This window comes from Brevibacterium sp. MGP-B1 (assembly GCF_057766545.1).
This window is the reverse complement of record NZ_CM173407.1, coordinates 2,871,145-2,889,869: the sequence shown is the minus strand read 5'-3', so window position 1 is coordinate 2,889,869 and position 18,725 is coordinate 2,871,145. Positions and strand designations below refer to the sequence as shown.

At 62.3% G+C, this 18,725-nt stretch carries 29 protein-coding genes and 1 tRNA gene; 25 read left to right on the top strand and 5 right to left on the bottom strand.

Annotation, left to right across the window (positions count from 1 at the left end; translation table 11 throughout):
• Positions 1-59: 59 nt before the first annotated feature.
• Positions 60-148 (top strand) — tRNA-Ser (locus AC3CD9_RS13270).
• Between the two features lie 95 nt (positions 149-243).
• Here the strand turns inward: AC3CD9_RS13270 and AC3CD9_RS13265 are convergent.
• The 5 genes from AC3CD9_RS13265 to AC3CD9_RS13245 all read right to left on the bottom strand — a co-directional run bounded on the left by AC3CD9_RS13265 (position 244) and on the right by AC3CD9_RS13245 (position 3,704).
• Entirely contained in the window at positions 244-1,311 is a 1,068-nt protein-coding gene (locus AC3CD9_RS13265) for a site-specific integrase (protein WP_488364330.1), read from the bottom strand.
• 31 nt (positions 1,312-1,342) lie between these two features.
• Positions 1,343-1,744 (bottom strand): ImmA/IrrE family metallo-endopeptidase, encoded by a 402-nt coding sequence (locus tag AC3CD9_RS13260; RefSeq protein WP_488364329.1) that lies wholly within the window; start codon positions 1,742-1,744, stop codon positions 1,343-1,345.
• A 75-nt stretch (positions 1,745-1,819) separates the two neighbouring features.
• Positions 1,820-2,605, bottom strand: a complete 786-nt coding sequence (locus tag AC3CD9_RS13255; protein ID WP_488364328.1) for a DUF1828 domain-containing protein — start codon at positions 2,603-2,605, stop codon at positions 1,820-1,822.
• A gap of 15 nt (positions 2,606-2,620) precedes the next feature.
• On the bottom strand, positions 2,621-3,049 hold the full coding sequence (locus AC3CD9_RS13250) for a hypothetical protein (protein ID WP_488364327.1): 429 nt from the start codon (positions 3,047-3,049) through the stop codon (positions 2,621-2,623).
• 31 nt (positions 3,050-3,080) lie between these two features.
• Positions 3,081-3,704, bottom strand: coding sequence for a hypothetical protein (locus AC3CD9_RS13245; RefSeq protein WP_488364326.1), 624 nt, complete (start codon positions 3,702-3,704; stop codon positions 3,081-3,083).
• A gap of 278 nt (positions 3,705-3,982) precedes the next feature.
• Here AC3CD9_RS13245 and AC3CD9_RS13240 point away from each other — a divergent pair, with 278 nt between their 5' ends.
• The 24 genes from AC3CD9_RS13240 to AC3CD9_RS13125 all read left to right on the top strand — a co-directional run bounded on the left by AC3CD9_RS13240 (position 3,983) and on the right by AC3CD9_RS13125 (position 18,717).
• On the top strand, positions 3,983-4,240 hold the full coding sequence (locus tag AC3CD9_RS13240; RefSeq protein ID WP_488364325.1) for a helix-turn-helix domain-containing protein: 258 nt from the start codon (positions 3,983-3,985) through the stop codon (positions 4,238-4,240).
• A complete protein-coding gene (locus tag AC3CD9_RS13235) occupies positions 4,237-4,416 on the top strand; it encodes a hypothetical protein (RefSeq protein WP_488364324.1) in 180 nt (59 codons plus the stop codon). The genes AC3CD9_RS13240 and AC3CD9_RS13235 overlap by 4 nt, the downstream gene beginning before the upstream one ends.
• Positions 4,413-4,637, top strand: coding sequence for a hypothetical protein (locus tag AC3CD9_RS13230; protein ID WP_487489311.1), 225 nt, complete (start codon positions 4,413-4,415; stop codon positions 4,635-4,637). Before AC3CD9_RS13235 ends, AC3CD9_RS13230 begins: the two co-directional genes overlap by 4 nt.
• A 41-nt stretch (positions 4,638-4,678) precedes the next feature.
• The gene (locus tag AC3CD9_RS13225) at positions 4,679-5,032 is read left to right on the top strand and encodes a hypothetical protein (RefSeq protein WP_488364323.1); all 354 of its coding nucleotides are present in this window, start codon (positions 4,679-4,681) and stop codon (positions 5,030-5,032) included.
• Complete coding sequence (locus AC3CD9_RS13220) at positions 5,032-5,301, top strand: hypothetical protein (protein ID WP_488364322.1); 270 nt, start codon at positions 5,032-5,034, stop codon at positions 5,299-5,301. Before AC3CD9_RS13225 ends, AC3CD9_RS13220 begins: the two co-directional genes overlap by 1 nt.
• Positions 5,302-5,418: 117 nt before the next feature.
• Positions 5,419-6,207 (top strand): phage antirepressor N-terminal domain-containing protein, encoded by a 789-nt coding sequence (locus AC3CD9_RS13215; protein WP_488364321.1) that lies wholly within the window; start codon positions 5,419-5,421, stop codon positions 6,205-6,207.
• A complete protein-coding gene (locus tag AC3CD9_RS13210; RefSeq protein ID WP_488364320.1) occupies positions 6,204-6,416 on the top strand; it encodes a hypothetical protein in 213 nt (70 codons plus the stop codon). The genes AC3CD9_RS13215 and AC3CD9_RS13210 overlap by 4 nt, the downstream gene beginning before the upstream one ends.
• Entirely contained in the window at positions 6,413-6,640 is a 228-nt protein-coding gene (locus tag AC3CD9_RS13205; protein WP_488364318.1) for a hypothetical protein, read from the top strand. Before AC3CD9_RS13210 ends, AC3CD9_RS13205 begins: the two co-directional genes overlap by 4 nt.
• Positions 6,637-7,161, top strand: coding sequence for a hypothetical protein (locus AC3CD9_RS13200; RefSeq protein WP_488364317.1), 525 nt, complete (start codon positions 6,637-6,639; stop codon positions 7,159-7,161). The genes AC3CD9_RS13205 and AC3CD9_RS13200 overlap by 4 nt, the downstream gene beginning before the upstream one ends.
• Positions 7,155-7,583: a hypothetical protein gene (locus AC3CD9_RS13195; protein WP_488364316.1), complete on the top strand. Its 429-nt coding sequence runs from the start codon at positions 7,155-7,157 to the stop codon at positions 7,581-7,583. The genes AC3CD9_RS13200 and AC3CD9_RS13195 overlap by 7 nt, the downstream gene beginning before the upstream one ends.
• Positions 7,584-7,878: 295 nt before the next feature.
• Positions 7,879-8,004: a hypothetical protein gene (locus AC3CD9_RS13190; RefSeq protein ID WP_488364314.1), complete on the top strand. Its 126-nt coding sequence runs from the start codon at positions 7,879-7,881 to the stop codon at positions 8,002-8,004.
• Positions 8,001-8,354 carry a hypothetical protein gene (locus AC3CD9_RS13185; protein WP_488364312.1) on the top strand — a complete coding sequence of 118 codons (354 nt, stop codon included), beginning with the start codon at positions 8,001-8,003 and terminating at the stop codon, positions 8,352-8,354. Before AC3CD9_RS13190 ends, AC3CD9_RS13185 begins: the two co-directional genes overlap by 4 nt.
• A 2-nt stretch (positions 8,355-8,356) precedes the next feature.
• A complete protein-coding gene (locus AC3CD9_RS13180) occupies positions 8,357-8,500 on the top strand; it encodes a hypothetical protein (protein WP_441450190.1) in 144 nt (47 codons plus the stop codon).
• A gap of 211 nt (positions 8,501-8,711) precedes the next feature.
• Positions 8,712-9,230, top strand: coding sequence for a hypothetical protein (locus tag AC3CD9_RS13175; protein ID WP_488364311.1), 519 nt, complete (start codon positions 8,712-8,714; stop codon positions 9,228-9,230).
• Positions 9,223-9,513 (top strand): hypothetical protein, encoded by a 291-nt coding sequence (locus AC3CD9_RS13170; RefSeq protein WP_488364310.1) that lies wholly within the window; start codon positions 9,223-9,225, stop codon positions 9,511-9,513. The genes AC3CD9_RS13175 and AC3CD9_RS13170 overlap by 8 nt, the downstream gene beginning before the upstream one ends.
• Before the next feature lie 217 nt (positions 9,514-9,730).
• Positions 9,731-10,024: a hypothetical protein gene (locus AC3CD9_RS13165; RefSeq protein WP_488364308.1), complete on the top strand. Its 294-nt coding sequence runs from the start codon at positions 9,731-9,733 to the stop codon at positions 10,022-10,024.
• 526 nt (positions 10,025-10,550) lie between these two features.
• Complete coding sequence (locus AC3CD9_RS13160) at positions 10,551-11,726, top strand: hypothetical protein (protein WP_488364307.1); 1,176 nt, start codon at positions 10,551-10,553, stop codon at positions 11,724-11,726.
• The gene (locus AC3CD9_RS13155) at positions 11,723-12,055 is read left to right on the top strand and encodes a VRR-NUC domain-containing protein (RefSeq protein WP_488364305.1); all 333 of its coding nucleotides are present in this window, start codon (positions 11,723-11,725) and stop codon (positions 12,053-12,055) included. Before AC3CD9_RS13160 ends, AC3CD9_RS13155 begins: the two co-directional genes overlap by 4 nt.
• A 2-nt stretch (positions 12,056-12,057) precedes the next feature.
• A complete protein-coding gene (locus tag AC3CD9_RS13150) occupies positions 12,058-12,822 on the top strand; it encodes a hypothetical protein (RefSeq protein WP_488364304.1) in 765 nt (254 codons plus the stop codon).
• 764 nt (positions 12,823-13,586) lie between these two features.
• The gene (locus tag AC3CD9_RS13145) at positions 13,587-14,063 is read left to right on the top strand and encodes a hypothetical protein (RefSeq protein ID WP_423058696.1); all 477 of its coding nucleotides are present in this window, start codon (positions 13,587-13,589) and stop codon (positions 14,061-14,063) included.
• A 522-nt stretch (positions 14,064-14,585) separates the two neighbouring features.
• Entirely contained in the window at positions 14,586-15,692 is a 1,107-nt protein-coding gene (locus AC3CD9_RS13140) for a hypothetical protein (RefSeq protein WP_488364301.1), read from the top strand.
• A 22-nt stretch (positions 15,693-15,714) separates the two neighbouring features.
• A complete protein-coding gene (locus tag AC3CD9_RS13135) occupies positions 15,715-17,115 on the top strand; it encodes a phage portal protein (protein WP_488364300.1) in 1,401 nt (466 codons plus the stop codon).
• Entirely contained in the window at positions 17,066-18,037 is a 972-nt protein-coding gene (locus AC3CD9_RS13130) for a hypothetical protein (protein WP_488364299.1), read from the top strand. Before AC3CD9_RS13135 ends, AC3CD9_RS13130 begins: the two co-directional genes overlap by 50 nt.
• An 80-nt stretch (positions 18,038-18,117) precedes the next feature.
• Positions 18,118-18,717: a hypothetical protein gene (locus tag AC3CD9_RS13125; RefSeq protein WP_488364298.1), complete on the top strand. Its 600-nt coding sequence runs from the start codon at positions 18,118-18,120 to the stop codon at positions 18,715-18,717.
• The last annotated feature ends 8 nt before the right edge of the window (positions 18,718-18,725 follow it).

Genomic DNA, 18,725 nt, shown 5'->3' with positions numbered 1-18,725 from the left:
GTAGTGCTGGAGGGTCTGTCGGTATGCATTTCTCCGGAGCGGATCGCAGCATTGCGGATGGAGTCGTGGCTGAGCGGCCGAAAGCGTCACCCTGCTAAGGTGAAGTCCTCCAATAGGGGGACCGTGGGTTCAAATCCCACCGGCTCCGCAGAACGGGTAGCCCCCGCGTACCGCTGGAACAAGCGGAACGCGGGGGTTTTCTCATTCCCGGATAGTGTCCGCTGGGCACGTTTTGGGCACAATCTACTTCAACGCGGACAAGCGTGCCGCCTCCATAGCATCGGCCACGAGGTCGAGATCCGAGTCGAACAGATCGCTGTACACGTCCAGCGTCATCGCCGCCGACTTGTGCCCGAGCATCCGCTGCACAGCCTTCACGTGGGCGCCGGACTGCACAGCCAAAGACGCCGCCGTGTGTCGCAGATCGTGCGGAGTCACTTCGGGAATGCCGGCCTCGAGCACGGCGGTCCGCCACCACGACCGTTTCGACGTCGACGCCCGCGGCGACCGACGATAGTTGCCCTTGGCATCCGGGAAAGCGATCCCCGGCCCCTTGATCTTCTTCAGCGATGCGGCGAGGAACTTCGGCAGCGGCACAGTCCGCAGCTCGTGCGTCTTCGGAGTCCCAACCACGACGCGAGATCCCACCTGCACGGCATTACGATTCACCGAGATCCGCCGCCCCACCGGATCGATGTCGGGACCGTGCAGACCGGCAAGCTCACCCCACCGCAGCCCGGTGTAGGCGAGCACGTTGATAATCACACCCAGATCACCCGCAGCGGCCGCGAACGCCGCCACCTGCTCGTGAGACAGGTACAGGCGAGGCTTCGCGTCCTTCCGAGGCAGAGCCACCTTCCCGACATTGTTCGCCACGATCAGCCGCTTAGCCACCGCATCATCGAGAACCCCGTTGAGGATCGTTACACACCGAGAAGCCACCGATCGCGACCGACCCATGCTCGACACCCAGTCCTCGACGTCGACCCGGTTCACATCCGCGATCGCAGTCTGCCCCCACCGAGGCTCCACGTGCGTCCACCAAGTCGACCGCATCGTGTAGTCGTACGACTCCTTCCAGTCCGACTGCCGGCGAATCCACGCGAGACCCAGATCCCCGACCTTCGCACGGCCCAGAGCCTCGGGAATGAACGTGCCCTGCAGCTTCGACACCTCAACCGTCGACGCGAAGTCTCCCGCTTCACGCTTCGTCGTGAACCCGCGCTTCTTCGTCTGCTTCCCGTCCGGCTTCCGATACCGCACCATGTACCGCCGGCCAGCAGACGTCTCATACGCAATCACCTGCGCCATGGCTAGTCCTTCCAAGCACCACGAGGTGCAATCAGTCGGCGCCGCGCTCCCTGGCGCTCGCCTTGAGTTGTTCTACGGTTCGTCGTTCGTCGGGGGATAGGTGGTCGAGACGGTCGTGGAGCACCGCCGGCGTCACCCATAGGTTCTCGGCCCACTCCTCGATGCTCAGTGCGGCCTTCCACGCCCGGAACAGGAGCCGGGCGGGGATTAGTCGCTCTGCGGTGATCTGTCGCACCTGCGCCTCGATTCGGGAGTTCTGGCGGCAGGTGTGCCCATGTTCGATGTGGATCAGTTCGTGCTGCAAGGCGCACCGTCGTTCGACCTGCAGGAGATTCTTGGCCATCCAGATGATGTTCCGGCCGTTGGTGACAGCATGGACGGGAGGGGGAAGGTCATCACGCCACGAGACGGCAACAGTGTCGAGCTCGCGCAACGCCTTCCACGGGTGTGGAAACACGCTCATACATTCGGACAGTAGTTCGAATGTAGTCGGGAGTCGAATCTGTCGTCAGACCAGCGCGGACTCTAAACCGGTATTCACTGCAGCGCGAAGGGTCTGCTCAGGATCTCGCTCGAACACGACCTGAGAGACATCGGCAAGGTCTTCCGAGTACCCACCATCCCAGTCGTTCGCACCGCCTTGGAGCACAGATATCAGGCTATCGTGCGGAGCTTCTGCAATAGCGAAGGTTGAGAAACACTTCGCGAATGAGACGTCGATGTTCGACTGCGAAACCGCTTGGACGTAGACGGTCCGGTGATCGCGTGCGACGGTGGCGGTTACGTTTCGCGACCTCGACCGAGTCAGCGGCATTGGTTGTTGCTTGCGAACAGTCCCAGAGGAGCTGAAAAGGTTCGACAGGCGCTCCGTCACCGTGGTCGAGAACTTGCGAGGCGATCGCTCCTGCGTGAGTACCGAGAGCCCCTCGACTCTAATCGACGCAATTGCAACCTGATGCAACGCACAGCCAAGCTGTTCTGCCGAAACCAGAATGCTCAATTCCGAGTCGGAGCTTCCGATCTTGTCGGCCGAAATGGATCGCTGAATGCCGCGGAGGTAAGCGGCAGCATTGCCGGAAGTAATGTTCAGGCCCGCTTCCGACGCAAGGTCCGCCCCGTCGCCGCGGTCGGAAATTCTGTAGCCGTCGCCGACAGGCTCAACGAGTAGTCGAACTGAGTCACCGTCAAGTCGGGCATACGGAAGATCAACGAGGGTTGCCTCTCCGTATGCGTGCAGATGGGTGTTGTCGTTCAGGCAGCTCAGAAGGGCTGACCTGAGTTTTGTATCAGTCATTGTGTCCCTCCTGATCTAGTACGGATCTGTCCATTGGTAATCATCGCCGATTGCGATATTGCACTCGGCAATGAAGGCTTCCATGATCTCACGATAAGCTCCTGCGCGGACATAGGGCTGAAGCGGTATGAGCGGAATATCATCCGGCTCGTAGGCATCTTCTCCGCCGAGCGCAATCCGGTGTTTGTGGGTTCCCAAGATGTTTCCGTGGCTGCCGTTGACGCAGAGCCGCCTGACCCATCCACTGGCGTGCCGATAGACGACTCTCGGCTCGGACGGCTGCTTCTCAAGGACAGTCATTTCGATAACCGTGCCATCAGGGGCGCCCTCAACCGGGAGGGTGCACTTCTTCTTCGGGAGAGCCTGCTGGATCCACTTCACGCGGCTGTTGATCATTCGCAAGGGGCTCTTCACCATATGCTCCGCCAGTTTGAAGTCGTCCAAGCCGCCAGAGAGTTTCACGAATGGTGACAAGCTAATCACGCTCCCCGTCGTCTGAGGGCTCGTAAGCAGCGTGCTTCATGATCTCGTCGACCGATGCGTCGTCACCCTCGTCCTGAGCTGCGCTCGCCTCGGCAGAGGGTCCGCGGAGCTGGTGAACGTTGTCGCCGGCGCCGTCGTTGACCGATTCATGGTCGAGGTCTCCTCGGGCTCGGCCTCCGAATGCACCGAGCCCGTCGTCTGCTCCTGTGACCGGCGTCCCGCCGGCGTCTGTATGTGGGGTGGCTTTTCCATCGCCATCACCTGCCCTCTTGGCTAGTTCGCCAACCTGCTGGCCGAGGTCGCGGAACGTGTCCCGGACTGTCGGTGGGAGGTTGTCGAATCCTGGAATGCGGACCTGGTCTCGGTCGTCGTCGGACACGTTGATGCCGAGCGATCGTGCCGAGGCCTTGATGATGTCCAGCGGTGACACCTTGCATCCGCGGGCGAGCCCGTTGATGGTGTCGGGATCCGGGAACGTCCTCAGTGGCTTGGTTGCAAGCTGGTGGAGACGGCCGGCGCCGGGCACTCCGCCGCACGCCTTCGACATCGACTCATAGCTGTAGCCGAGTCGAGTCTTGGCGTCCGATATCAAATCGGCGAGCAGCGGGTTCATCATGTCTCCAGCTTCAGCGAGGGTGCAGGTGGTGGCAACTCCACAATCTTAGGCAGTGCCTAACCGCAAATCTCCCATATTGCGGCAGTAGATGCCTAACAACACGATTAAGTTTTTTCGTCTCCCGCGCCAGTACTGGGCGGCGGGCGCAACTTCGCTGTTGACATAGTGCCTAGGAATAGTAGATGATCTATCTATCAGCACTTGACGTAACTGCCTAGAGGGGGTTTCAATTGAGCTACCAAAGAACAGCCAGGAAGAGGTGGCCATCCGGAATGAGGATGAAACTAGTCGCCCGAGATTCGCTGATCGACCGCATGGAGAGAAAGGGATTCTCCAATCGACGATTGGCCAAATACTCGGAGGTCTCTCCGGGCACGATCGACAACCTCGTCGTGGGGCGAACGCAATCAGTGAACCGTGGCAGGACGGCGGAGCTGATCTGCGAAGCGCTCGATGTCCCAATCGACGTCTATTTTGTGCCCGAAATATCAAGCAGCGATAAACGAATCAACAAGTACCAGAGGACGGCGTCATGACTGACTATGCAGCGCTCGCAGAGTACCGCGACGACACCTACCGAGACGTCGCGATCATGCACGACCTCAGCGCCTACGACCTCAACCGATTCGAAGAACGCAGCCCTATCGACGACCCGTACCCGTTCGAAGTCTCCGGCGACGCGCTCGCCCGCTACAAGGCAACGCACTCATGACCGACTCGACCGTGATGAAGCGCGTCCTCAAACCCGCCGAGGCCGCCGAGTACATCGGAGTACCGGCCAACACACTCGCCTCGTGGCGATACCTCGACCGAGGCGACGGGGGAGGGCGCTCGCCGAAGTGGATCAAGTCGCGTAACGGTGCAGCGCAGAAGTGCATCGGATACCGGCTCGAAGCTCTCGACGCATGGCTCGAAGAGAGCGAGTCAGCATGACCGGCTACACCGCTACCGACCAGGACAGGAAGTGTTCAACGATGACCACACCCACCCCAGCCACCATCCGCAGGAACTCCACGATCAACCAGGCGATCACCGACGCTGAGCGCCTCGCCGCAGTCATCCGCCAGTACCGCGGCGCACAGCGCGACGGATTCCCAATGTCGCACCTGGCGCGCATCGAAGCCGTCCTCGAGCAGGTCACGAACAGTGTGTTCGACATGGTCGCCGGTGAACGCCGAGACCTCGTCGAGGCTGGCATCGCCGCCGAGGAGGACGAACGCCTCCGCCTGGCCGCAGCGTGGCCCCTCCGCCCGGTTGGGTTCCGACCGGAACCCACCCTGCCGGAATCGGCAGTGCTGCGTTCCGTCTCAACAGGAGACTGCGACTGATGCCCCGCGCCGAATTCCCCACCGAGCAAGAGCAGTCCCGCCTCGACGCACTGTTCAACATGAAGCTCGCCACGAAGCACCGCGTCGAAGCACTCTCCGCCGAGGTCATGGCCGCCCCGGTCTCCTACGACATGGACCCGGACAACATCGACCCCGTCGCCGACACGCTCCTCAACATCTACGACGAAGCAGACGCGAACATCGCGGCGCTCCGCCTGATCACTGAGGACGAGGTCGTGTCGAAGATCCGGCAGAAGCCGACCCCATGAACCGGGTGGGTCCCGGTGGAGGGGGAAGCCCCGGGGCCTGCTCGCAGCCATTGCACATGAAGAAGCCCCCAGCAGTGGAGTGCTGAGGGCCAGAGACACCAGGAAGGTGATCAACCAATGTCTACGAACATCGTATCAATCCCGTTCCACGAAACACAGATCATCGCGATCGAAGAAGACGGCACCCATTGGGTCAGCGTCCGCCACGTGTGCGAGTCCATCGGAATCGCCTTCTCGAAGCAGCTGCAGAAGCTCAAGACGAAGTCTTGGGCAGTCGTGTCCCTCAAGGACGCAACTGGCCGTGACGGTAAGACCTACGAGATCACCATGGTCGACCGGAAGACGTTCACCATGTGGCTCGCCACCATCGAAACCTCCCGAGTCAAAGACGACCGCGCTCGTGCCATGATCGAGCAGTTCCAGAACGAAGCCGCCGACGCACTGGACGCCTACTTCAACGACGGCGGCGCGGTGAACCCCCGCGTCAACGTCGAGCAGGCACAGCACCTCGGTGGAATGGCACTGGCGCAGGCGCAGCTGAACCTCATTCAGCAGGCCACCTCGATCGCTCAGCTCGACCCGGTGTACGTGACGACGATGACGACTCTCGCGTTGGAGAAGGGGCTGAACAACCGCCCCGACATCCCCTTCGAGCATCGGCCTCTCTATACGGAGGACTATCTCCGAGACCAGGGAGTCTCGGGCAAGGCGCTTAAGTCGATGCGCTCCACGTTCGGACGTGCCGTGTCTGCTGAGTACGAACGCCGGTACGGGGTGAAGCCGATGAAGGCGTTCGGCGAGGTGGGGCACCGCGCCCGCCAGATCAATTCCTATACCGAGCAGGACCGTGGCCTGTTCGACGACGTGTTCAATGCGAAGTTCGCAGAGCAAGGGGTGCTGGTATGAGCGCGGAGACCACGGTGCGCCGGTTCCCGCGTGAGGTGTACTTCCTCCGCCGGCTGCTCACCATCTACTTGCCGATGATCGTGATCGGCATGGCCGGCTACTTCTACTCGTACTCGATCACTCTCACTGCGAACGGTCTCTCCGTCCTCACCATGCTGTGGGTCATCGGGTGGGTCGGCATCGCCGCCAAAGACGGGAGCAGGCCATGAAGCGGATCACTCCGGCGCCGTTCCGCATTGTGCAGGAGAAACCGAAGGGCCATGTCCAGTTCCACCACCGGTACTGGGTGATCTGGGAGTGGAACGACGCAGAGGAGAAGTATGAGTACTACCTGTTCACCCTCACCCGTGACCGTGCGTTCTCGCTCATCGAAGAGGTGCTGCGCCGCCGTCGCATCCGTGAGCTCGAAGACTCCTTGGAGGTGCCCTGTTGACGAATACACCAGGGCAAATCGACATCTTCGAGATGATCCGCAAGCCCGCCGACAACAAGGAACGGAAGGTCATCGATGCCGCGTCCGGCCAGACCGGTCGCGTGATGATGAAGTGGCCGACCGGCCTGGCCGAATGGTACGAGGGCCACTCAACCGACTGGTGGTACGGCGAAGAGGAATGCATCGGATGCCGCCAGGTCGAACCCCGGAAGGCACTCACAATCGGCCACGGAGTGCAGTTCGACGAAGACGGCAAACAGTACTTGCCCGGCGGCCCCCGCATGGCCGAGCACGGCGTCTGCATGCTCATGTCGTTCGTCGCAATGCACGCATATTTCGCCAGGATGCTCGCCGAGCAGAACCCGCAATTCGCGGAGTGGCGACGCCAGTGCCACAAGCACGAGCACCCCACGAAACGGAAGAAGTGCCCGCAGTCCCACTTCGCCGAGGAAGCCGAGTATCGCGCTCGCCTCGCCACGAAGGTGTGGGGATCAGACGCATGGAAGGAACGAACATGGTGAAGAAGAACATCTGCAAGACCGACGGTTGCACACGCACAGTTCACGCGGCTGGCATGTGCCGGGTCTGCCGGAAAAAGCACCTCGACGCCACCATGCGGCCGATCGGTGACGCGAAGATCCGCGTGATCGACCTCGTCGCCCATTACGGCACGGTGAGTGCTGTCGCGAAGCGGGTCGGGGTCGCGGGGAACACGATCGCCCGCGTGTACCGGGGCGAGATCGCCTCCCGAATCACGAACACTGCCTACAACGCGATCATGAACCATCAGCCAGTTGGTGACCCGGTGCCGGCCCATCACAAACCGAACAGCGACCGTGCCTCCTGGGCTGACGCCGCCGAGTACGCACTCACCCCGGAAGGGCGTGCGTTCGTTGCCAACTGCATGGCACCGCCGAAGTATCGGGGGAAGGCGCCGGCATGACGATCCCGAAAGTCGAATCTGCCCGGGACAAATGGGGGCGCTGCACTTGCGGTGGCACTGCCGTCGCCTGCAAGGCCCTCACCCGAGACCGCGGCTACGGCTGCTGCCCGAATTGCACGCATAAGGAGAAGACCGATGCCACTGCTTAAGAACTGTTCCCACCGGTACTGCGACCACCCCGTGTTCCCCTGCCAGTCCTGCAACACCACACCGATGGCCTGCACGGCTGGGCAGAAGAACGGCCGCGGCTGGTGCTGCTCCAACTGCAACCACATCCGCAAGAAGGTGAACACCGGTGATTCTGTCTCTGCTTGAGAAGCTCCTCATCCTGCCCGCCCACCTGTGGGTGTGGGTCATCAACCACAACATCATCCCCACCAGTGTGTGGGACCGCCTCACGGATTGGAGGACCCGCAAATGAACGACCCCACCGTCCTCTCCGTGCTCGTCGTCGTGATGTTCATGGCGTTCCTCATCTCAGACCTCAAACGGCGTGACCACAAGCGCAAGGAGAAGGAGCTACAGAACAAGCTGGCGGCACACCAGCTGGCCGAGGAACTGCGGAAAGGGTTCGCCGCCCAACTGGCAGCGCGGGCTGGTGCTGACCTCGTTGAACCGATCCGGGTGGAGGACATCAAGTACGGCGACAAGGTGTGCTGGCGACAGACGGACGGGTCGAACCACCAGCACTACGTCGCCGGGTACGACGGCGACCCCGGCCCCTCCACTGACGGCATCCATGCTCGCAAGATCACCCCGAAAGGACTCTGATCGTGACCGAGGCGGAAGCGCTCACCGAGCTGGCTCGGCAGAAGCGGATCGAGAACATGATCCGCTTCCACGAAGCACTCGACTCCAAGAGCAGAAGAGCACGAAGCCTGCGCGATGACATCAGCAGAGAGCTCGAACAATCGTGATGCAATCCGGGCACGAGGAATGCCCACACGAGGCGATCACGGAGAAGGTCCTGTGCGAGGCAGAACCACGTCTTGTGTCGTTCCGATGCCACCACGAGCACAAGGACCCGATCTTCATCAATGAAGATCTGTCCCCGGAGACGGTCGGCTGGCACTGCCACTGCTGCGGCCGCGTCTGGGTCGACGAAACCTATGTGAAAGGACCACAACAGTGAGTAAGTATTCAGAAGCGGATTTCCGTGAGGCACAGTTCGCCAGAACGGAAGACGGCCTGGTCGCTATGCGTGCGTTCCCCGGCGAATACAAGTCGTGGATCTTCGTCACGACGAGAGGAACCACGGCGCTACGAACTGATAGTTCGATGCCAAGAGAAGACTGGGTTCCAGTCACCGGACGGGAGGTCACTGAATCGAACCCCACTAAGGCTGTGGGAAATCCTGCGCTTGACGGGTTCTCTGCGGGGTTCTTCGCCGGGTTTAGACATGCGGGTGGGCGTATCGTCCCGGACCCGGAGCCGACGATTCCTATCCCAACTGAACAGGGTGCGCGCTTCATCGCCTACAGCCCGAAGTGGTGCGACGGCGCAGAGGATCAGCGGGAGTTCATCGTCGCTGGGCCGTATTTCGTGCGGCTCGACGACGGGGAGCTGTTCAATCGCGACGTGTTTGGCGACTCCTTGATCGTGACCTCGATCGTGAAGGCACCAGAGGCTGGTGGCGACGATGAGTGACTACACGCCAGACGATAAGGCCGTCCTCGAAGCGTATCGGTTCCACGTGCGAACGATTGATAACGCCAGGTACTCAAAGTCTGGGCGAGAGTCGATGACAGGCGAAGAAATAACCGCCGAGTTCAACAGGTTCACGGCGAAGGTGAAGGCGGATGCGCTGAGGGAGTTCGGCAGTTCGCTGATTAGGAACTCAGATCCGGAAACAGACCAGCGCGTGTTCGACCCTTGGGACGTGGATTCGCTCGCGACTAACCGCGCCGACCGGATCGAGGGAGAAGCATGAGTAACGAGACGGAACTGCGAGACAGGATGGTGCCTCGGGCAGTCGCGACCACCCGAGGCAGATACTCACCACTTCGCGTCCGTGCACCATTTCAGGTTTTTCTAAGAGGACGAAACGAAAACCCCGCGAGGGGCATCGTTCAGGAAGTGGAGAGTAGCCCCACCGTACGCGCCCAACATGTGAAAAGGTCGGGCAAACCACAGACAGGACGAAAGCCATGAACCCGAACGAGCAGCCGACACGTCGACTCGTCCGCCCCGAACCGGGCCGGAAGTACTACAACCACCTCGCCAAGCACACGCGAGGCGAATGGCACCGGAACTGGTTGCTGTCCAGCGGAATGTACATCAAAACCAGCGACCCCGACGCCGGCCGCAAATACGGGTGGAAGATCGTCGGGGAGCCGGGACCGGAACTGGTGAAGCTGGGCAACCGCGCATACCCGCCACCACACCATCGAGGTTCAGCCGCCGACGTTGAACACCACTGGCCCGGATGCGGTCACGAATGATCGCGTTCATCATCGGCGTGCTCGTCATCATCGGAAGCAGTATCGGCATCATGCACGCACTCTTCCCGGCGGCCACCAGCTTCACTCCCGGCCGTCGCACACGAGGTATCGCACGCTGGTGGGGAAGATGCAACCGGTGGACTCACAGACTCCGCACTGAGCCAAGCAAGCCCGCACAGAGAACACTCCAGCCCGTGCCATGGGTGATGTCCCACGAACAAGTCATCACCGCTCGGCAGATGCAACAGATAGGTAGAGCAATGGCCAGGGTCGGCGATAGGCCCACCCCGGCAGAGTTCGCTGCGGCTCCACCTCTGACCATCGCCACAGTAGATCGCCTACTCACTGACCTAGAGGAGACCACATGAGACCACGAACACCACGCAGCCCAGACTGCCGAGACGGCAACCACCGAAAGTGCGACGGCCAAGCATGGGACGACACCACCGACGCGCTCGCCTCATGCGGCTGTACTTGCCACATCGAACCCACCCACTGACGAACAACACCACAGGAGACAACCCGGATGCCTTGGCTCAGGACTGGCGATACCGCCGCTAACCACCCCGTCGTCCTCCGCGTCCTCGAAGACACGAGGGTCGACGATCGCCTCGTTAACGAGGTATTCGGGTTCGTCCTCCGCTGCGCACTCCAATCCACCGCCCATCTCACCGACTACGTCATCAGCCACGGCACCGCCGTGCAGATGGCCGGCCACTCCCGGGCCGCTGAGCTCATCAGTGTCGCAATTGCCGCCGGCTACCTCTCCGAGGTGGCTGACGGGGAAGGCCGACGCGCCTACAAGCTCATCGAGGACGACACCTTCATCCACATGCGAACGAGAGAGGAGATCGAATGGGAACGCCAACGCAAGCTCGACAACTCGAACCCTGCACTCACGATCCCCGTGCGCCTCCGCGACGGTGACGCGTGCCGCTACTGCGGCCTCGTCGTCAACTTCCAAGGCGACCGGCGCGGCCAGAAGGCAGGAACGTACGACCATCTGGACAGGCAGGTGCAGTCACCAAAAGACATGGTGGTCGCCTGCGGCAGATGCAACGCGGCCCTGCTCGATGCGCCCAGGGCTCATCGCGAGAAGCAGATGATGCCCCCGCCGAAGAAGCCCTACTTCAAACCGAAGACGTTGGAGTGGTTGCGCACCCACGAGTACGTGATCACCCACAACATCGTCCTTCCCGACACTGCCGAAGCGGACGTGAGAGCTGGGCGTGTACCGCCCGGCCGTGACGCCGGCACAGCAGCACAGAGGACACCTGAGACACCTGCATCCCGGTCCGAGGGACAGCCCGCCACCCAGGCGGAGCGTGACCCCGCGGTAAACGTACACCGGCCCGAGGGACCGCACGGCAACCCGTCGTGTGATGACCCCGCGGTGAACACAGTCTGGTCCGAGGGACTATCCGCAACCCAGGCGGAGTCAGACCCCGCAGACACCGGCTCTGGTCCGAAGGGACCGCCCGACACCAACCAGTCGGAGTGTGACCCCGCAGAGCCACCAAGCAGGTCCCAGCAGGTTCCAGCAGGTCGCGTGCATCCAGGATCTGGATATGCCGGGTCGGGTCGGGACGGTAAGGGTCCGGTACGTGACGGTACTGGCAGGGCTGGGTCTGGACGGTCGGCGCCACCTGTTGCCCTTGTGGACTCTCCTGCTCAGAAGAAGCGGAAGAGGAGGAAGCGGTGAAGGTGCAGGATTACCGTGCTCTCCAAGCTAAGGCGATGTCGGAGAGACAACTGCAGGATCAGATCATCGAGCTATCGAAGCAGATGGGCTGGCTCAGCTATCACACCTTCGACTCGCGTCGGTCGACACCGGGGTTCCCCGATCTGGTGTTGGTGCATCCGAAGCAGCGGCGTGTGATCTGGCGTGAGTTGAAGTCGGAGACGGGCACGACATCGGCAGAGCAGAAGGTGTGGATCTCCACCCTGTTGCTGGTCGGTGAGGACGTGGATGTGTGGCGGCCCCGCGATTGGGTGAGTGGCCGTGTCGAGAAAGAACTGAGAGGACGTTGACGATGTGGGATGCCCGTGATGTTCGGTCTGCCTCACTGCCTGAGCTGGTGCACATGTGTGCTCCGATCGTGCAGCAGTTGGAGGTGACGAAGCTGAGGCAGGATGCCACCACACCGCAGGGTGAGCGCCGGTCGTCGGATGCTGTGCCGATGGTGTTCCGCATTGGTGCCGCCGAGGTGGCTGATCGGATCACCGAGGTGCTCAGGTCGATGCTTGCTGCTTGGGTGTCAGAGCAGGCGCGGCCATTGCATCGGATGCTGTCGGTGCCGCAGCTCGTGGCCAGCCTGGATCCGTTGCGTGACTGGGTGGTCAAGCATGCGCAGGCTGAAGCTTGGCATGATCATCTGCTCGAGCAGTGTCTCAAGGCATTGGAGCAGATCGACATTCCACCCGAGCGTGTGTTCGCTGGCTCGTGCCCGAGTGCCGGCTGTGGTGTGGAGCTGTGGCCGGTGATGGGTGAGGACGTGACCGTGTGCCCGAGGTGCAAGGCCCAGGTCGATGTGCGTGCCCGAAGGCGTGAAGGACTCAGGCGCATCGAAGCATACGAAGCACCACTGTCTCGCGTGGTCGACACACTGCGCGCAGCTGGTGAGCAGATCACCTATGAGCAAGCACGCAAGTGGACGAGTCGTCGCGATGCTCACGATCGCGTGATGCTCAACGCTGTTGGTCAGGACCAACGAGGCACGAAGCTGTATCGCCTCGGTGATGTTCGTGCAGTGTTGACGCGAACGACACGCCGCAAGGCGCGATCCTTGCGAGCGTAGACTTTCAGCCATCTGTCCCATACAATTCTCGTAGAGTCACCAGAGGTGGCGATGAAGGTCTGACACGGTTCATCCGGTCAGGCCTTCTGTCATGTTCGGAGGCAGTTAGTGAAGAAGCTCTGCTCGGTGGCCGGCTGTCCGGTCCTGTTCGAGGGCACCAAGTCACGGTGCCCGACCCATGAGCGTACCGCCGACCGTACTCGCGGCACGTCCCGCCAGCGGGGATATGACCGGGAGCATGAGGTCACCTTCCGTGCCAAGGTCCTCGCCCGCGATCGCATCTGCGTTATCTGCAAGCGCCGACCGTCGAGGGACGCCGACCACTTCCCGCGTTCTCGCCGCGAGCTCGTGGCAGCAGGACTCGACCCGAACGATCCGCAGTACGGTCGAGGCCTCTGCGGACCGTGTCACAAGAAGGAGACCGCCCGCCATCAGCCCGGTGGTTGGGCAGCAATATGACTTGCCTTCTCTGCACCCCCAGGGGGTGCAACCGAACCTGTCTTTATTCAGTACCGCTGGGGAGGCCTCAGAGAACCAAAACAGGTTCAAAACTTTCCAAATTCCCAGGTCAGAACCCATATTGACTCGCTGGTGACTGTCAGTGTTCGACCCTTCGATTTCATGCCTCGTGAGCGATTCGCGGGCTTTTCTCATCCCGGCGCGATGCCGAGAAATGGAGTAGAACAATGGTCAGTGGAGGACCCCGAAACCGTTCCGGTCCAGCTGCGAATCCGAAGTCTGGCCGCTCTGATCGTCGTGGGCTCGTGTTCAAGCAGCTCCCCGCCGAGGGGTACGCCGGCAATCCGCCTGAGTTTCCGCTGCCGAAGATGGTCCGCACATACGTCGAGGTCATCGACAAGGTCCGCACCGTCAAGCCGGACAACTCGGCGACGATCTCCCTGCGACGGCGAGAGATGAAGATCTGGCGCGAGGTGTGGGCGCTGCCGCAGGGCAAGGCCTGGTCAGCGCCGCGATACCAGTGGCTGTGGCCGTCCATCGCCGAGTACTGCCGGCTCAAGGCTCTCGTCGAGAAGGCCCCAGACGCGAACGCCACTCTCGTCGCGCAGCTGCACCGCTACCGGGATCAGATCGGTCTCACGAATGCGGGGATGCGCGAGCTCGGCTGGGACATTGCCGACGACGAGGTCGCCGACAAGAGGGCCGAGGCCGCAGCCGAGACCAAGGACAAGCCAGCGTCGTCGGCGCGAGACCGATTGAAGGCAGCCCGTGCCGGCTCCTGACCTGCTCCTGCCCACACCGCTTGAGATTGACTTCGACCCGAGGCACACTCTCGGGTTCCTCGGCACTGATTGGATCGAAGCTCACTGCCGAGTCCCCGGCGGCGTGTACGAGGGCGAGGCTCTGTCGTTCAACGGTTGGCAGCTGTACTGCACCGTCAACCATTACCGGATCAAGCCCACCGCGGTCGTCGACCGGCGCAGGCTGATCGCACCGTTCCATTACCGTCGCTCCATCGTCGTAGGGCCCCAGAAATCGGGAAAAGCCCGTGGGGCGCCGGCATCCTGCTCCTCGAGGCTGTCGGACCGTCCCTTTTCGACGGGTGGGCGACAGCCGGCGACGTGTACCGGTGCGAGGACCACGGTTGCGGATGCGGCTGGGAATACGTCTATGAGCCTGGTGAGGCGAAGGGCAGGCCGAGGAGCAAAGCACTCCTAGGCCTGGTGGCGTTCGCTGAGTCCCAGACGTTGAACGTCTACGAACCGTTACAGACGATGATCCTATCCGGCCCCTTGCAGGAGTTCGTGTTCGTCCGTGAGGGGTTCATCCGCCTCCCGAACCGCGGGAAGATCGTGCCACTGTCCTCGGCGGCGAAGTCGAAACTCGGCCAACCGCTCACCGGAGCGATCGGTGACGAGTCCGGCCTGTACACCGAGACGAACAAGATGCTCGACACCTGGGACACGATCAGCCGCGGCGTATTCGCCATGCAAGGTCGGACGATCGAGCTGACGAACCCATGGGACCCGATGGAGAACTCCGCCGCCCAGCGCGGCTTCCAGTCCCGCCAGACCGACATCTTCCGCTACTACCGGAAACCCCCGGTCGAGCTGGACTACAAGAAGAAACGCGACCGAGCAAAGATCCACCACTACGTCTACTTCGACTCCCCATGGGTCGACACAACGTCGGCAGTGGACCCACAAGCGGACGAAATGGTCGAGACAGACCCCACCCAAGCCGAACGTTTCTACGGCAACAGGCTCGTCCAAGGCCTCGGCTCCTACATGCTCGAAGCCCTTTGGGACGCGACCGAAGAAATCGTCTCAGTTCCCGACGGTGCGAAGATCGCGATCGCGTTCGACGGCAGCCGCTCGGGCGACTGGTCCGCACTCCGTGCCGAAACGATCGACGGACACCGGTTCACCCCGACCTACGGGCCCGACCGTCGCCCCACCTACTGGAACCCCGACGAGTGGGGTGGCCGCATCCCCCGCTCGGAAGTCACCTCAGCCGTCGACGAACTCATGGCCAGGTACAAGGTCAGCCGCTTCTACGTCGACCCCCGCCACTGGGAGACACAGGCCGATACGTGGGCGTCGAACTACGGCGACGACGTCGTCATCCTGTGGCCGACGAACCAGATCAACCGCATGTTCGACGCACTCGTCCGGTTCCTCGAGGACACCACCGAGCAACTGACCACCCACGACGACTGCGAGCAGACGAAACTCAACGCGCTCGCCGCCAGGAAGGTCGCCAAGCCTGGTGACAAGTACATTCTCGGGAAACCGTCCGAGCACCAGAAGATCGACCTCCTCATGGCGGACATCCTCGCTCACGAGGCCGCTGCCGATTCCCGCGCCGCCGGCTGGGATGACATTGACAATCGCATGTTCGTATACCGCTGACCACACCCGAGGGAGGTGACCAATGGCTGCTCCTGCCACCGCGAAGATCCTCTCGGATGACGAGAAGGCCGTGTTCGCCGAACTCCGCAACGAACACGAGAAGCACCGGTCCGTCATGATCAAGATGGACCGCTACTACGAGGGCGTGCAGAGACTCGAGCACATCGGTCTCGCCGTGCCCCCGGAACTGCGCCGATTCGAAACGGTCGTCAACCTCCCCAGAATCGCCGTCGACGAGGTCGAACGCCGCCTCGACGTGAAGTCCCTCATGCTCCCCGACGACCAGGTCGCGAACGAGGACCTCCGCGTCGGCTGGGAATACAACGACCTCGACGCCCAAGCCCCGCAGGCACACAAAGAAGCCATGATCTTCGGCCGGTCATTCGTCACCGTCGGAAGCAACGAGGAAGACCCCGACCAACCGCTGATGACCGTCGAATCACCGCGCCACATGTCGGTGAAGATCGACAACCGCCGCCGGCAAATGACCGCGGCCCTACGTCAGTACATCGACCCGGAACGCAAAACCGACTCAGCGACCCTGTACCTGCCGAACACCACGATCTGGCTCACCCGAAACAACGGTAGCCGGTGGGACGTCACCGACCGCGATGACCACAACATCGGCCGCGTCCCCGTCGTCATGTTCCTCAACCGCCAACGCACAGGCTCATGGTTCGGCACCAGCGAAATGCACGACGTCCTGCCTCTCACCGACGCGATCGCACGCTCGCTGACGAACTTGCAGATCGCCGCCGAAACCCACTCTGTCCCCCAGAAATACGTCCTCGGCATGACCAAGGGCGACTTCGTCGACCCGAACGGCGACCCGATCCCCGTCTGGGAGTCCTACTTCTCCGGCATCTGGGCACACGGTAACGACAAAGCCAAGGTCGGCCAGTTCTCACCCTCCGACCTCAAGAACTTCCACGACACCGTCAACCACTACATGGCGCTCGCCGCCGCGATCACCGGCCTGCCCGTCCGGTACATGGGCCAGCAGTCAGTGAACCCCGCCGCCGAGGGCGCTATCCGCGCCGACGAGGCCCGACTGGTGAAGAACACCGAACGCAAGCAGGTCAGCTTCGGTGCCTCCTGGGGATGGTCCATGTCGCTGCGCGAACGGTTCCGCACCGGCGAGTTCCCCCGCAACGGCCGCATCCGCCTCGAATGGTACGACGCCGGCACCCCAACCATGGCGCAACGTTCCGACTCCATCCAGAAGCTCTCCGGCGGCACCCCGATCCTCTCCCGCGAGGGCGCATGGGACGAGCTCGGCTGGTCCGAAGCACGCAAGGCGCGCGAACGTCAGTACTTCATTGCGCAGGAATCCGACCCGTACTTCCAACGGATCCAGGAGAAGGAGGAACTGAATGAACCTTCCATCCTCCGCGATCCAGTACAAGAGCCAGATCACGCGTGAGAACGCCGTAGCGCTCGCCTCGGTGAAGCGGCTGTGGTCTCAGATGGGTCTCGACTTCGACGCAGGATGGGCCAGGATTGGCCCGCAGGTGTTGCGGGTGATGCACCGTTCGCAGCTGTCGCTTGCCGAGGCGGCCGCCGAGTTCATTCCGACGGTGATGGATGAGACCGGGCAGGACCCGGACCTTGTCGCTGACCTGGTGCCGCAAGCGTTCGTCGGTATGAACGGTGACGGTAGGGACCTCGGGACCGCGCTGGCCATGTCGACGATTGTGTCGAAGGCCGCTGTCGCTGACGGTATGGCCCCGCCAGCTGCTCTGGCGAAAGGTGGACGCTGGTTGACGATGGCCGCCGGCACCGCGCTCTCTGACACCGGGCGCGCGGCTGAGCAGGCGGCGACCACAGCTTCGTCGGCGACAGGGTTCGTTCGGATGCTCACACCTCCGTCGTGCAGTCGGTGCGCGATCCTCGCCGGACGTTGGTACCGGTGGAACGCCGGATTCGATAGGCACCCGCGTTGCGATTGCCGGGGGATACCGGCGTCGGAGGCTGTGGCCGAGGACTTGACCGTTGACCCGTACGCCTACTTCGAGTCCCTGAATCCCGCCGAGCAGGCGAAGGCATTCGGGAAGAGCGAGGCCGAAGCGATCCGGGAAGGCGGCGACATCTTCCAGGTCGTCAATGCCCGACGGGGCATGACCCCCTCGGGCATGTGGACGTCGGAGGGCACGACCCGCCGAGGCTACTTCCGGTGGGGTTCCGAGGCCGGCGGCCGCGGTACCCGTACTCGCCGTCTGTCCGTCCCCGAGATCATCCGCCGATCCGGCGGCGACAAGGCCACAACCCGCAGGTTGTTACGCCAGTACGGCTACATCACCGAGCAGGGGCAGATCCCCACCGGTGCAATCGCGTTCGGCCGCTGACCGAACCCATCACAGACCACCCCGTTTGCGCGAGGCACACGGGCGTTTGCCACGCGACGTGGCACCACCAAGGAGGAACCATGAAGCACTCTCGTGTGCTCACTGCCTACAACCCGTACACCACCGACCCGTTCATCCGGTTCTTCGCCGCCCCCGCGGACGCTGAGACACCGGGATCTGACCCTGGCGATCAGGGACAGAACGACGACCCAGCGGGACAGGCCCCGGCCGCCGGCCAGTCTGCCCCGAAGGAGACCGCTGAGGATGAGGAACTCGGTGAGGGCGGGAAGAAGGCGCTGCAGTCCGAGCGCGAAGCTCGCAAGCAGCTCGAACGAGAGCTCGCTGATCTTCGGTCCAAGAACAAAGAGTACGAGGACGCCTCGAAGTCAGCGGAGGAGAAGCAGGCGGAACGTCTCGCCGAGCTCGAGGAGTCGAGCACGAAGAACGCTCTGCGCGTCATGCAGTACGAAGTCGCCGCTGCCAAGGGCCTGCCCCTTTCCGCAGCAACCAGGCTGACCGGTGACACGCAGGAAGCTCTCGAAGCCGATGCCGACGAACTGATGAAGCTCCTCGCCCCATCTGCTCCTGCCACGCCGAAACCCGACCCGTCACAAGGCTCCGGGTCGACCAAACCCAAACCCAAGAATCTCGCTGATGCAGTGAACCTGCATTACAGCTGACCACTGAA

What these genes read in the sequence shown, in the direction of transcription:
- AC3CD9_RS13265 (WP_488364330.1), bottom strand. Translation starts at nt 1,311, where the DNA reads ATGGCGCAGGTGATTGCGTATGAGACGTCTGCTGGCCGGCGGTACATG.
- AC3CD9_RS13255 (WP_488364328.1), bottom strand. Translation starts at nt 2,605, where the DNA reads ATGACTGATACAAAACTCAGGTCAGCCCTTCTGAGCTGCCTGAACGAC.
- AC3CD9_RS13245 (WP_488364326.1), bottom strand. Translation starts at nt 3,704, where the DNA reads ATGATGAACCCGCTGCTCGCCGATTTGATATCGGACGCCAAGACTCGA.
- AC3CD9_RS13240 (WP_488364325.1), top strand. Translation starts at nt 3,983, where the DNA reads ATGAAACTAGTCGCCCGAGATTCGCTGATCGACCGCATGGAGAGAAAG.
- AC3CD9_RS13235 (WP_488364324.1), top strand. Translation starts at nt 4,237, where the DNA reads ATGACTGACTATGCAGCGCTCGCAGAGTACCGCGACGACACCTACCGA.
- AC3CD9_RS13230 (WP_487489311.1), top strand. Translation starts at nt 4,413, where the DNA reads ATGACCGACTCGACCGTGATGAAGCGCGTCCTCAAACCCGCCGAGGCC.
- AC3CD9_RS13225 (WP_488364323.1), top strand. Translation starts at nt 4,679, where the DNA reads ATGACCACACCCACCCCAGCCACCATCCGCAGGAACTCCACGATCAAC.
- AC3CD9_RS13220 (WP_488364322.1), top strand. Translation starts at nt 5,032, where the DNA reads ATGCCCCGCGCCGAATTCCCCACCGAGCAAGAGCAGTCCCGCCTCGAC.
- AC3CD9_RS13215 (WP_488364321.1), top strand. Translation starts at nt 5,419, where the DNA reads ATGTCTACGAACATCGTATCAATCCCGTTCCACGAAACACAGATCATC.
- AC3CD9_RS13210 (WP_488364320.1), top strand. Translation starts at nt 6,204, where the DNA reads ATGAGCGCGGAGACCACGGTGCGCCGGTTCCCGCGTGAGGTGTACTTC.
- AC3CD9_RS13205 (WP_488364318.1), top strand. Translation starts at nt 6,413, where the DNA reads ATGAAGCGGATCACTCCGGCGCCGTTCCGCATTGTGCAGGAGAAACCG.
- AC3CD9_RS13195 (WP_488364316.1), top strand. Translation starts at nt 7,155, where the DNA reads ATGGTGAAGAAGAACATCTGCAAGACCGACGGTTGCACACGCACAGTT.
- AC3CD9_RS13185 (WP_488364312.1), top strand. Translation starts at nt 8,001, where the DNA reads ATGAACGACCCCACCGTCCTCTCCGTGCTCGTCGTCGTGATGTTCATG.
- AC3CD9_RS13170 (WP_488364310.1), top strand. Translation starts at nt 9,223, where the DNA reads ATGAGTGACTACACGCCAGACGATAAGGCCGTCCTCGAAGCGTATCGG.
- AC3CD9_RS13165 (WP_488364308.1), top strand. Translation starts at nt 9,731, where the DNA reads ATGAACCCGAACGAGCAGCCGACACGTCGACTCGTCCGCCCCGAACCG.
- AC3CD9_RS13160 (WP_488364307.1), top strand. Translation starts at nt 10,551, where the DNA reads ATGCCTTGGCTCAGGACTGGCGATACCGCCGCTAACCACCCCGTCGTC.
- AC3CD9_RS13150 (WP_488364304.1), top strand. Translation starts at nt 12,058, where the DNA reads ATGTGGGATGCCCGTGATGTTCGGTCTGCCTCACTGCCTGAGCTGGTG.
- AC3CD9_RS13135 (WP_488364300.1), top strand. Translation starts at nt 15,715, where the DNA reads ATGGCTGCTCCTGCCACCGCGAAGATCCTCTCGGATGACGAGAAGGCC.
- AC3CD9_RS13130 (WP_488364299.1), top strand. Translation starts at nt 17,066, where the DNA reads ATGAACCTTCCATCCTCCGCGATCCAGTACAAGAGCCAGATCACGCGT.
- AC3CD9_RS13125 (WP_488364298.1), top strand. Translation starts at nt 18,118, where the DNA reads ATGAAGCACTCTCGTGTGCTCACTGCCTACAACCCGTACACCACCGAC.